The organism is Kitasatospora sp. NPDC127035 (assembly GCF_042726075.1).
Taxonomy (GTDB): domain Bacteria; phylum Actinomycetota; class Actinomycetes; order Streptomycetales; family Streptomycetaceae; genus Kitasatospora.
In genome coordinates, this window is record NZ_JBHXDN010000063.1 from 1 (window position 1) to 12,606 (window position 12,606).

Annotated in this window: 4 protein-coding genes; all 4 read right to left on the reverse strand. The window is 77.1% G+C overall.

The genetic code is table 11. The annotated features are described in order from the left end of the window. A partial coding sequence (locus ACFWIC_RS31880; RefSeq protein ID WP_380520617.1) for a condensation domain-containing protein occupies positions 1–1,786 on the reverse strand: 1,786 nt, incomplete at its 3' end. Continuing rightward, a complete protein-coding gene (locus ACFWIC_RS31885) occupies positions 1,783–3,324 on the reverse strand; it encodes a class I adenylate-forming enzyme family protein (RefSeq protein ID WP_380358588.1) in 1,542 nt (513 codons plus the stop codon). The genes ACFWIC_RS31885 and ACFWIC_RS31880, both read right to left, overlap by 4 nt. Further along, positions 3,321–9,065 carry an amino acid adenylation domain-containing protein gene (locus tag ACFWIC_RS31890; protein ID WP_380520618.1) on the reverse strand — a complete coding sequence of 1,915 codons (5,745 nt, stop codon included), beginning with the start codon at positions 9,063–9,065 and terminating at the stop codon, positions 3,321–3,323. The genes ACFWIC_RS31885 and ACFWIC_RS31890 overlap by 4 nt, the downstream gene beginning before the upstream one ends. Beyond that, complete coding sequence (locus ACFWIC_RS31895) at positions 9,062–12,436, reverse strand: amino acid adenylation domain-containing protein (RefSeq protein ID WP_380520619.1); 3,375 nt, start codon at positions 12,434–12,436, stop codon at positions 9,062–9,064. Before ACFWIC_RS31895 ends, ACFWIC_RS31890 begins: the two co-directional genes overlap by 4 nt. Positions 12,437–12,606: the final 170 nt, after the last annotated feature.

Here is a 12,606-nt window from a genome sequence, read left to right on the forward strand (position 1 = left end):
GGGGGGCGGGGGCGGCGGGTGGTGTCGGGGGGGGGGGGGGGGGGGGGGGGGGGGGGGGCGGCGGCCCGCCCCCCCCCCCCCCCCCCGGTCCGGGGGCGCCCGCCGGTGCGGGGGCCAGGTCGCCGGGCGCGAGGTCGCCCGGCCCGGAGGGTTCGACGGTGACCCGGAGGGCGAGCCCGGCGTCGGCGCGCAGGAAGGCGAGCCGCTCGGCCGGGTACTCGGGGTCGAGCGGCAGGTAGGCGGCGCCGGCGGCCAGCGTGGCGAGGACGGCGACCAGCTGGTCCCGGCCGCGCGGCAGCGCGATGCCGACCAGCGTGCCGGGGCCGGCGCCGTGCCGGGTGAGCACGGCGGCGGCGTGCGCGACCAGGGCGGCGAGTTCGCGGTAGGAGTGCGCGACGCCGTCGGCGACCAGGGCGACGGCGTCCGGGGTGGCCGCCGCGCGGGCAGCGAACAGGGCGGGGACGGTGTCCTCGGCGAGCTCGGGACGGGGCGCCGGTGCGGCCGGCCGGACGGCCCGTTCGTCGGGGCCCAGCAGCGGCAGGTCGCCGACGGGGGTGGCGGGGTCGGCGACCACGCCGTCCAGCAGGGTGGTGAGGTGGCCCGCGATCCGTTCGGCGACACCCGGTGCGAGGGCCTCCGTCCGGTACTGCAGGCTTCCGGTCAACTCGCCCTCGGAGTCGACGAACTGGAGGTGGAGGAGGTTGCGGGCGGTGCCCGCGAAGCCGGTCCAGCGGACCGTCGCGGCGAGGTCCCCGGCCGTGGTGCCCGCGGCGGCGAAGCCGGGGCCCGCGGTGCCGGCGGGCCGGCGGCGGTAGCTGAGGGAGAGCGGGGTGAGCGCGGTGCGCGGGGTGAGGCCGCGGACGGCCCGGCCGAGCGGCACGGTGCGGTGCCGGTACAGCGTGCGCAGTTCCCCGCGCACGGCCCGGGCGAAGGCGGCGAACGGCTGCCCGGCCGACGGCTCGGTGAACAGCGGCAGTTCGTTGACCGCCAGGCCGACGGCGGTCTCCTCGCCGGGGCGTCGGACGGAGAGTTCGAGGGCGGTGGCGGGCGCCCGGTTGCCGTAGCGCAGCAGCAGGGCGTGCCAGGCGGCGGTGAGCAGCTCGAAGCGGGTGACGCCCAGCCGGTCGGCCGTGCCGGCCAGCGCGGTGTACCGGGCGCCGGTCAGTCGGAAGGGGACGGCGGCGCCGGGCCCGGGGGCGGTTCCGCCGTCCGCCGGCTGCCGCAGCCCGGGCAGGACCGGCACACCGGGCTCGCGCCAGCGGTCGGCCCAGTACGCGGTGGCGTCCGCGACGTCCTGCGGCGCCGGTTCGGCCGCGGCGGGGGCGGGCGGCGCCGATTCCCGGAGGTCACCGCGGTAGGCGGCGGCGAGGTCGGCGACCAGCCGGTCCTTGGACTCGCCGTCGAAGGCGAGGTGGTGGACGGTCACCAGCAGGACGTGCCGGCCCGGCCCGGTCCGGTACAGGCCGAACCGGGCGAGCGGCCCGGCGACCAGGTCGAAGCGGGCGGCCGTCTCGTCGGCGAGCAGCTTGTCGAGCTCGTCCTCGCCGCAGTCGGCCACCCGCAGCTCGGGCGCGGGACCGGCCAGGACGGCGGTGCCGTCGGGGGCGATCCGGCTGCCGAGCGCGGGGTGCCGGCGGGCGACCGCGGCGCAGGCGCCGGCCAGCGCCGGGACGTCGAGCGGGCCGTCGAACCCGACGGTGACGGCGAGGTGGTAGGCGGCGCCGGCGTCGAGGGTCTGCTCGGTGAGCCAGATGCCGTGCTGGGCGGGGCTGAGGGGGGTGCTCATCGGGGTGCCTCGGGGGACTCGTGGGTCGTCAGGAGCCGGCGCAGTTCGCGTTTGAGGACCTTCCCGCCCTCGTTGCGGGGCAGTGCGTCGCGGAACAGGACGGTGGCCGGAAGTTCGTGCGCGGCGAGCCGGTCGAGCAGGAAGGCGCGCAGCTCGGCGGGGGTCGGTGCCGCGTGCTCGGGCCCGGCGCCGGGGGCCCCGGCGCCGGGGGCGAGCACGACGACGGCGGCGACCACGCTGCCCAGCACCGGGTGCGGGATGCCGAACGCGGCCGCGTCGGCGACCAGCGGGTGGCGGTGCAGGGCGTTCTCGACCTGGAGGGTGGACACCTTGTGGGCGCCGGACTTGATCACGTCCTTCTCCCGGTCGAGCAGGTGGAGGAAGCCGTCGGCGTCGATCCGGCCGAGGTCGCCCATCCGGACCCAGCGGCCCTGGAACACCGTCGTGTCCCGCTCGCCGAGGTAGCCGCGCGGGGCGGTCGGCGAACGGAGCCAGAGCTCGCCCGGTTCGCCGGGCGGCAGCGGCCGGCCGTCGGCGTCGGTGATCCGCAGGTCGGCGAGCGAGGCCGGCTGCCCCGGCGACTCCGGGTGCTCCGGGTCGAAGAGCAGGGTGACCTGGGCGGGCGCGGCCTCGGTGGAGGTGTAGTAGTTGGCGATCTGGGCGTGCGGGAAGGCCCGGCCGAGGGCCAGCGCGACCGCTTGCGGGAGGGCCGCGGCGGTGGAGCCGACCAGCTTGACGCCGTCCAGCGCACCGGGGGCGTCCGCCCCTGCCTTGGCGAGGGCGGCCGAGCCGAGCAGTTCGATCGCCGTCGCGGGGACGAGGAAGACGCTGCCGACGTCGTGTTCGGCGATCAGCCGGAGGAACCGCAGCGGGGTGAACTGGGGGGCGGCGATGCAGGCGGCGTGCGCGTTGAGCGCGTTGACCAGCATGGTCTGGCCCGCGTTGGTGCCGACGGGGAAGGAGTGCAGGAACGCCGTGGAGTGCCGCAGCGGGCGGCGGCGCTCGTCCAGGGTGCAGCCGTACGCCAGGTTGGCGTGGGTGGCGGTGACGCCCTTGGGCGTGCCGGTGGTGCCGGAGGTGTAGAGGATCTGGGCGGGGGCCGCCGGATCGGCGGGCGGGAGGCCGGGATCGGCGGGGTGGTCGGCGGCGTCCGCCTCGGTGAGGGCCGTCACCCCGTCCGCGGCGGCGGGGGCGTCCGCCGCCGCGTGCACGAGGAACCGGGCCCCGGAGTCGGCGAGGGCGTGCGCGGTGACGGCCGGGGCGAGCCGGTCGGAGAGCGGGACGGCGACGCCGCCGGCCCGGAGCACGGCCAGGTGGGCGACGGCGTAGGCCGCCCAGTCGGCGGTGCCGTGGCGCAGGCCGACCCGGTCGCCGGAGCGGAGTCCGGCGGCGCGCAGCGCGCCGGCGAGCGCTCCCGAACGGGCTTGCCAGGCGCCGAAGTCGAGCCGGTCGGGGCCGTTGACGATCGCGGTCCGCCCGGGGTGGGCGGCGGCCCGGTGGGCGAGCAGCTCGGGCAGGGTGGCGGGGGCGCGGTTCACGCGGCGCCCGCCTTCGCCCGGTCCGCGGCTTCCGTCGCGGCCCGGCGGTCGGCCGCGAGGCGGGCCCGCTCGCGCAGCCCGACCAGGTCGTCCGGTTCGGCGTCGGGCACGTCCCGGTCGAAGCGGGCGAGCGCGGGAAGCCGCAGTCCGACGGCGACCAGGACGAGCATGGCGAGGCCGAACAGCACGTACATCAGGGCGATGCCGCGCCCGGGGCCGGTGCCGATCAGCGGGCCGAAGACCGGGGCGAGCCCGCCGCCCGGCTCCATCAGCGGGCCGAACACGGCCGAACCCAGCGGGGCGATGACGCCGTGACCGAGCGGCAGGGTCGACCACGCGACCAGGGTGTTGAGCGCGAAGACGCGGCCGTGGAACCGCTGCGGGACCTTGACCTGGACGATCGTCGAGTAGACGCCGTTGACCAGGGAGAGCGCGAAGGACATCCCGAACGCCCCCGCGGCGATCACCCAGAGGCCGGCGTTCAGGCCGGTGACGGCCCCGGCCAGGGCGAGCAGGGCGGCCAGGCCCAGCATCCCGCGCAGCCGGTGCCGGCGCGGTCCGCCCCAGAAGCCCATGGTGACGCCGCCGAGCAGCGCGCCCGCGCCGCCGGCCACCGCCACCCGGGCGGCGCCGTCCAGGTCGTCGAAGGCGAGCACCATGGGCGTGATGAGCAGGAACAGCGGGGAGAGGAAGACGTTCAGCCCGGCGAACCAGAGCAGCATGGCCCGGAAGCCCCGGTTGCGCCAGGACCAGCCGAAGCCCTGCTTGATCTCCGCGGTGAGGGACTCGCGCCGGGTCCAGGGCAGCGTGCGGGGGAACCGCACCGCGAGCAGGATGCCGATCGCCAGGACGTAGCTGGCCACGTCGATGATCAGGATGCCGCGCAGGCCGATCGCCGCCATCAGCGCCACGGCCACCAGCGGCACGACGAACTGCGCCGTTCCGAAGGCGAGCTGGACGATCCCGTTGGCATGGCCGAGGTACTGCTTGGGGACGATCTGCGGCACCGCGGAGGCGTAGGCGAGGCGTTGGAAGGTGAGTGCGACGGAGAGCACGCCGAGCAGGACGTACACCTCCCACGAGTGCAGCTGCCCGGCGAGCAGCAGGGCGAGCATCGCGGCCTGGGTGGCCCCGGCCGCGACGTCCCCCGCGAGCATCACCTTCCGCCGGTCGAGGCGGTCGACCAGGGCGCCGGCCAGCGGGCCGACCAGGATGCCGGGGAGCATGGCGACGACGGCGTAGAGCGCGTACCGCGCCATCGAGCCGGTCTCCAGCAGGATCCAGATCGGCAGGGCGAACTCGGTGAGCGCGGAGCCGGTGATGGAGGCCAGCTGGCCGGTGGCGACGGCGAGGAAGCGGCCGAGGCCGGGCTGCGGGCCGTCGGGCTCCGCCGGGGCCGGCGCGGCCTCGGGGGCGAGCGGCGTGTCCGGGTCGACCGCGGCGTCGGGGGCGACCGGCGTGAGCGGGCCGGTCTCGCCGTGGAACCACCAGGAGTTCTCCGGCGCCCGGGCGGGCAGGTCACCGGTCTCCCCCGCCAGCACCGCGCGGTGCACGGTGGTGACCGCCTCCGCGACCTCGGCGGCCCGGTACTTGACGAAGAAGTGACCGCCCTGGTCGAGCACGGCCACGGCGGAGCGCTCGGCGAGCAGCAGCCACTCGCGGTAGCGCTCCTGGTAGAAGTCCGCGGCCGGGTCGTGGTCGCCGACCAGCGAGACCAGCGGCGCCCGCAGCCGGGGCGCGCCCGCGGCCACCTCCGCGATGGCGCGGGTGAAGTACGCCTCGGCGGCCTTGGAGTCCCGGCGCATGTTGCCGACGATGAACCGGATCTGGTCCTGGTCGAGCTCGGAGGTGTCGACGCCCATGCCGGTGAGCCAGTTGACGTAGACCCGGTCGCCGAGCAGCGGCTCCAGCGAGGCGAGTCCGCTGAGCGCGGTGAGCACGCGGCTGCGCGGCTTGGCGAACGGGAACTGGGCGCCGGCGTAGACCGCTTCCAGCTCCCGCCCGGAAGCCTCCAGCAGACGGGCGGTCGCGACGGCCAGCGCGGTGCCGACGCCGCAGTGCCCGTAGACCACGACGGGCCCGTCGACCCGTTCGCGGACCTCCGCGGCCAGTTGCTCGGCCAGTTCGTCGAAGGGCAGGTGTTCCTCGGTGACGCCGATGTCGTGGCCGGGGATGGCCACCGCCCACAGTTCGGTGTCGGCGGGCAGCAGGTCGGCGACGGGCTGGTAGACGACGGCGCTGCCGCCGCCGTACGGGACGCAGACCAGGGTGAGCCGGCGGCGGTCGGCGGGGACGGGCCGGGTGAGCCGGTGCAGCAGGCGGCGCGGGCCGCGGTCCTGCTCGTCGAGGGCGGCGAGCGCGGCGAGGTCGCGGACGGTGCGGCAGGTGAAGAGGTCCATCACGCTGACCGGGCGGGCCCCGGCCTCGGGGAGCCGCCGGCGGGCCTTGGCGACCACCTGGGTGGCGAGCAGCGAGTGGCCGCCGAGGTCGAAGAAGTCCTCGTCGGTGCCGACCTCGGGCAGGCCCAGCACCTCGGCCCAGATCTCGGCGAGCACCCGCTCGGCGGGTGTCCGGGGCGCGGTGGCGCCGGCGTCGCGGCGCAGGCGCGGCGCGGGCAGGGCCCGGCGGTCGAGCTTGCCGTTGGGGGTCAGCGGCAGCGCCGGGAGGACGGCGAAGGCGGTGGGCACCTGGTGGTCGGGGAGGGTCCGCTTGAGCGCGGCGCGCAGGGCGGCGGGGTCGGGCTCGTCGGCGCCGGGCTCGGGGACGAGGTAGCCGACGAGCCGCTTGTCGCCGGGCCGGTCCTCGCGCACGACCACGGCGGCGTCGGCGATGCCGGGCCGGGCGCGCAGGGCGGCCTCGGTCTCACCGGGTTCGATCCGCAGGCCCCGGATCTTGACCTGCTGGTCGATCCGGCCGAGGTGTTCGAGGGCTCCGTCGGGCCGGCGGCGGGCGAGGTCGCCGGTGCGGTACAGGCGGGCACCCGGCGGGCCGTAGGGGTCGGGGACGAACCGGGCGGCGGTGAGGCCGGGTCGCCGGTGGTAGCCGAGGGCGACGGCGGGGCCGCCGATGTGCAGTTCGCCCGGGGCGCCGGGCGGCACCGGCCGGAGTGCCTCGTCCAGGACGTAGAGGCGGGTGTTGTCGATCGGCAGGCCGATCGGGACGGTCTCCAGCGGGCCTTCGCACTCCCAGGCGGAGACGTCGACAGCGGCCTCGGTGGGGCCGTACAGGTTGGCGAGCGCGCAGCCGGGCAGGCGGCCGGTGAACTCCCGTGCGGTGTCGGGCGGGAGGGCCTCACCGCTGCACACGACGCGGCGCAGTGCGGTGCACTCCTCGATGCCGTCCTCGGCGAGGAAGACGGTGAGCATGGCGGGGACGAAGTGGGCGACGGTGACGCCGGCCCGCACGATCAGGTCCCGCAGGTAGCCGCTGTCCTTCTGGCCGCCGGGCTTGGCGAGGACGATCCGGGCGCCGGTGGTGAGCGGCCAGAAGAACTCCCAGACGGAGACGTCGAATCCGGCCGGGGTCTTCTGCAGGACGGCGTCCCCGGGGCCGATCCGGTAGGCGTCCTGCATCCACCGGATGCGGTTGGCGATGGCCCGGTGGGTGTTGGGGACGCCCTTGGGGCGGCCGGTGGAGCCGGAGGTGTAGATCAGGTACGCGGTGTCGTCGGGGGCCGGCCCGACGGGACCGGCGGGGCCGCCGGTCCGGGTTCTCGCCCGGGGCCACTCGGCCGGGTCGTCGAGCAGCAGGACGCGCGCGGTGCAGCCGTCCGGGACGGGGAGCCCGCGCTGGGTGAGCAGGACGGGTGCGGCGCTGTCCGCGAGCAGGAAGGCGAGCCGCTCGGCCGGGTACTCCGGTTCGAGCGGGGTGTAGCCGGCGCCGGCGCGGAGCACGCCGAGCAGGCCGGCGACCAGCTCGGGCGAGCGTTCGGCGCTGACCGCGACCAGGCTGCCGGGGCCGATCCCCTCGGCGGCGAGGCGGGCGGCGATCCGGTCGGCGGCCGCGTCTAGCTGACGGTACGTCAGGACGGGCTTGCCCTCGAAGGCGACGGCGACCGCGTCCGGGGTGCGGGCGACCTGTTCGGCGACCAGGGCGGTCAGCGTGGTGGCCGGGCGGTCCACGGCGGTGTCGTTGAACTCGTCGATCTCGAAGCCGCGTTCGGCCTCCGGGAGCTCGCCGAGGGCGGACAGCCGGGTGTCCGGATCGGCGGCGACGGCGGTGAGCAGCCGGCCGAGGTGTCCGGCGAGGCGGGCGATGTCGCCCTCGGCGAACAGGTCGGTGTTGTAGTTGAACGAACCGAGCAGGCCCTGCGGCCACTCCTGGAGGAAGAGTTCCAGGTCGAACCGGGTGCCGCTGGCCCGCACCCCGAACGGCTCGACCTCCACCGGCAGTCCGTCGATCCCGTCGCGCTGGGTGGCGTAGTTCTGCACCGCGAGGACGGCCTGGAAGACCGGCGGCCGGGTGACGTCGCGGGGCACCTTGAGCTCGGTGACCAGCTGGGCGAAGGGCAACTCCTGGTGGGCGTAGGCCTCCAGGCAGGTCTCCCGGGTGCGGCGGAGCAGCTCGGTGAAGGCCGGGTCGCCGTCGAGGCGGGCGGGCAGGGCCAGCACGTTGACGAACATGCCGACCAGGGCTTCGAGTTCGGGCTCGGTGCGGCCCGCGACGGGCGAGCCGACCGCGAACTCCCGCTGCCCGCTGTACCGGGCGAGCAGGGCCTGGAAGGCGGCCAGCAGCACCATGTGGACGGTGGCGTCGTGCTGCTTGCCGAGCGCGGTGAGCCGGTCGAGCAGGTCCCGGTCGACCGCGAAGCCGTAGCCGGCGCCGTCGAAGGTCTGGCGCGGCGGCCGGGGGCGGGAGAAGGCGAGCTCCAGCGGTTCGACGCCGGCCAGCTCCCGGCCCCAGTGCGCGACCTCGGCGGCGAGCCGACCGCCGCTCAGCCGCTCGCGCTGCCAGATGGCGAAATCACCGTACTGGACGGCGAGTTCCGGCAGCGGGTCGGGCCGGCCGGCCGCGTACGCGGCGTAGCCGCGGAGGATCTCGCCGAGCAGTACCTCGCTGGACCAGCCGTCGCCCACACTGTGGTGGACGACCAGCAGGAGGACGTGGTCGTCGTCGGCGAGCCGGATCAGCAGGGCACGCAGCAGCGGGCCGTTCTCCAGGTCGAACGGGACGGCGGAGGTCTCGTCGACCAGCCGTTCGGCGTGCGCCTCGCCGTCGGCGTCGGTCACCGTGAAGGCGGCCGGGCCGGCCGGGTCGACGGCCAGCAGCGGGCGGCCGTCCTCGGTGGCCGGGTACCGGGAGCGGAGGGTCTCGTGCCGGGCGACGGAGGCGTCCAGGGCGCGGCGCAGGGCTCCGGCGTCCAGCGGCCCCCGCAGCCGCCGGACCACCGGGATGTTGTAGGCCGCGGTGCCCGGTGCGAACTGCTCCATGAACCAGAGGCGTTCCTGGGCGAAGGAGAGCGGTACGGGCGCGTCGGCGGCGCGGCGCGGGATCGCCCCGCGCGGGGCGGTGCGGGCGCGCAGCCGCCGGCTGAGCAGCTCCCGCTTCGCGGCGGTGAGACCGGCGGCCGGCGGCTCGGCCGCCCGGGCCGGGACGGTGACCGCAGGGGCCTCGCCGGTGGGCGACGGGGCGGTGGGCGACGGGGCGATGGGCGACGGGGCGATGGGCGACGGGTCCGCCGGGGGCGCGCCCGCAGCGGGCGCGTCCGCCCCGGCGGCGGAGATGGTGATGTCGGTGCTCATTGCGGCGTTGCGGTCCCTTCCAGGGCGTCCTGCGCGGCGAGCAGTTCCTCGACGGCGTCGTCGGACAGCGCGGCGAGCTCGGCGACCAGGGCGGCTTCGACGGCGTCGGCGAAGGCGGCCACCGTGCGGTGGGTGAAGAGGGTGCGCAGCGGGACGGCGAGGTCGGCCGTCCCGCGGATCCGGGCGATGACCCGGGTGGCGAGCAGGGAGTGGCCGCCGAGATCGAAGAAGTCGTCGTGGACGCCGACCCGGTCGAGGCCGAGCACCTCCTGCCAGACCTCGGCGACCAGCTCCTCCGCCTCGGTGCGCGGGGCGAGGTAGGCGGCGCGCAGGTCGGGGCGGGTGTCGGGGGCTGGCAGGGCCCGGCGGTCGAGCTTGCCGTTGGGGGTCAGCGGCAACGCGTCGAGCGCGACCAGGGCGTTGGGCACCAGGTGGGCGGGCAGGGTGGCGGCCAGGGCGGCCCGCAGCGCGGCCGGGTCGGGAGCCCCCGCGCCGGGCGCGGGCACGACGTAGCCGACCAGGCTGTCGCCGCGGGCGACCACCGCGGCCTCGCCGATGCCGGGCCGGGCGAGCAGCGCCGACTCGACCTCGCCGGGCTCGATCCGGTAGCCGCGCACCTTGACCTGCGCGTCGATCCGCCCGAGGAACTCCAGGGCGCCGTCGGCGCGGTGGCGCACCAGGTCACCGGTGCGGTAGCGGCGGGCGCCGGGCGGGCCGTCCGGGTCGGGGACGAAGGCGCGGGCGGTGGCCCCCGGCCGGCCGAGGTAGCCGTCGGTGACACCGGCCCCGCCGACGACCAGCTCGCCGGGAGTGCCGGGCGGTACGGGCGCGCCGTGGCGATCGAGCACGGCGACGGTGGTGGCGCCGATCGGCCGGCCGATCGGCGGGCGGTGTCCGGCGTCCGCGGCGGTGAGTTCGGCGGTGGTGGCGATGACGGTGGTCTCGGTGGGGCCGTAGGAGTTGACCAGCCGGACGCTGTCGCCGAAGCGGGCCCGCCAGGCGGCGACGGCCTCCGGGGCGACCTGGTCGGCCCCGAGGATCAGCAGCCGCAAGCCGGGCGGCCAGGGGGTGGCGTCGAGGTCGGCGGCCAGCCGGTGCCAGTACGGCGTGGGCAGGTCGAGGACGGTGAGGCCGGCGGCGGACGGCTCGGCGAGCTGGTCGGGCAGTGCGGCTCCGGCATCGGCGACCACCAGGGCGGCGCCCGCGGCGAGGGCCGGGAACACCTCCTCGGCGCAGGTGTCGAAGGAGAGCGAGGCGTACTGGAGCACCCGGTCGGCGGCGGTGATGCCGTAGCCCTCGCGCATCCAGGCGACCCGGGCGGCGAGCGCGCGGTGCGGGACGAGGACGCCCTTGGGGGTTCCGGTCGAACCGGAGGTGTAGACGAGGTAGGCGGTGTCGTCCGGGCCGGCGGCGGCCCCGGCCGCGAGCGGCGCGGGCGCGGGCGGCGCGGGCGCGACGTCCGGGGCCGGTCCGCCGCGGCCGTCCGCGTCGGCGGGGAGGACCGGGCGGGCGGGGAGGACGGGGATCACCGGGACCGCGGTGGTCAGGCCGTCGACGGGCGCGCCGTCCGTGGTGACCAGCACCGCGGCGCCGCTGTCGGCGAGCATGAAGGCGAGCCGGGCGGCCGGGTACTCCGGGTCGAGCGGCAGGTAGCCGGCGCCGGCCCGCCAGGCCGCCAGCATCGCGACCACCGCGCGCGGCCCGCGCGGCAGGCAGAACGCGACCAGGTCGCCGCGCCGCACACCGTGGGCGGCCAGCCGGGCGGCCAGGGCGCGGGAGGCGTCCGCGAGCTGCGCCCGGTCGAGGGTCTCGTCGCGTCCGACCAGCGCGACGGCCGCCGGTTCCGCCGCCGCGGCGAGGTCGATCGCGTCGAGCACGGTGGCCGGGTGGTCGGGCAGCGCCGGTCCGGTGGACTCCCCCGCCCGGGCGGCGCGTTCGTCCGCGTCCAGGAGCGGCAGCCGGTGGACCGGGGTGTCCGGGTCGGCGAGCGCGGCCCGCAGCAGGGTCTCGAAGCGGCGGCCGAGCCTGACGACCCAGTCCTCGCCCAGCAGGTCGGTCCGGTAGCCGAACACGGCCTGCAGGTCGGCGCCGTCCGGCCGGACGTCCAGGGCCAGTTCGAACTTGGCGGCGGTGTGGCCGCCGTCCGTCTCGGCGCAGACCAGGTCCGCGAAGGCGTGCTCGTCCAGCGCTCCGCCGCGCTGGGTGTGCACGGTCAGCAGGGTCTGGAAGAGCGGGGTCCGGCCGGGGTCGCGGTCCGGCCGGAGCTCCTCGGCGAGCTGCTCGAACGGCACCCGGCCGTGGCCGAGCGCGCCCAGCCAGTCGCTGCGGACCCGGCGCAGCAGCGCGTCGAAGGTCGGCGCGTCGGCGAGGTCCGCGCGCAGCACCAGGGCCGAGGAGAAGTAGCCGACCGTCGACTCGCTCTCGACGGTGGTGCGGGCGGCGGTGGGCACGCCGACGCAGAAGTCGTCCTGGCCGGTGCAGCGGTGCAGCAGCGCCTGGTAGGCGGCGGCCAGCACCATGAACGGGGTCATCCGGCGAGCGCGGGCGAAGGCCTCCAGTTCGGGGCCGGCGCCGCGCAGGATCCGGGTGTGGAAGGCACCCGTGCTGCCCGGCCCGGTGGGCCGGGGCCGGTCCAGCGGCAGCTCCAGGGCGGGCGCGCCGGCCAGCCGCTCGCGCCAGTACGCCACCGCTCCGGCGGCCTCCGGGCCGGCGAGCCAGGCGCGTTCGGCGGCGGCGTGGGCGGCGTAGGAGGGCGGGGCGGGCAGGTCGAGCGGCCGTCCGGCGCGGTGCGCGGCGTAGCGGTCGGCGAGTTCGGTGCGGAGCAGGCCGAGTGACCAGCCGTCGGCGGCGATGTGGTGCAGGACGAGGCAGAGCACGTGCTCGCGGTCGGCGGTGCGCAGCAGGGCGGCGCGCAGCAGCGGTCCGGCGGCCAGGTCGAAGCCGCGGTTGGTGCGTCCGGCGAGCGCGGCGGCCGTCTCCTCGGTGGGGCGTCCGCGCAGGTCGATCTCGTCGAGCGGGACGGGCGCCGCCGCGTCGACCAGGGCGACCGGCCGCCCGTCCTCGGCGGGGAACCGGGTGCGCAGCGCCTCGTGGCGGGCGACCACCCCGTCGAGGGCGGCGCGCAGCGACTCCGGGGCCAGCTCCCCGGTGAGGCGCAGCACCAGCGGGATGTTGTACGCGGGGTCGCCCGGGTCCATCTGGTCGAGGAACCAGAGGCGTTCCTGCCCGACGGTGAGGACGGCGGACGTGGCGGTGGCGGTGGCGGTGGCGGTGGACGTGGCGGTGGCGTTGACGGCGTCGGTGGTGGTCGGGCTGCCGGGCGCGGACGGCTGGGCAGGCCGGTGCTCGGGCTCCTGGACGGTCCTGGACATGGTGCTCCTCGGTACCCGCCCCGCAGAGGGGACGGCGGGTCTGGGACATGGCTCGGCCGCGTGCCCTGTGTGGGTGGGAGGGAGCTGCGCGCTCGGCGAAGGCGGCGGGCCCCCGTATGGCCGCCGCAGTGCGGATCATGCTAGGGAGCCCCCAAGGGGGCGTCAATGGT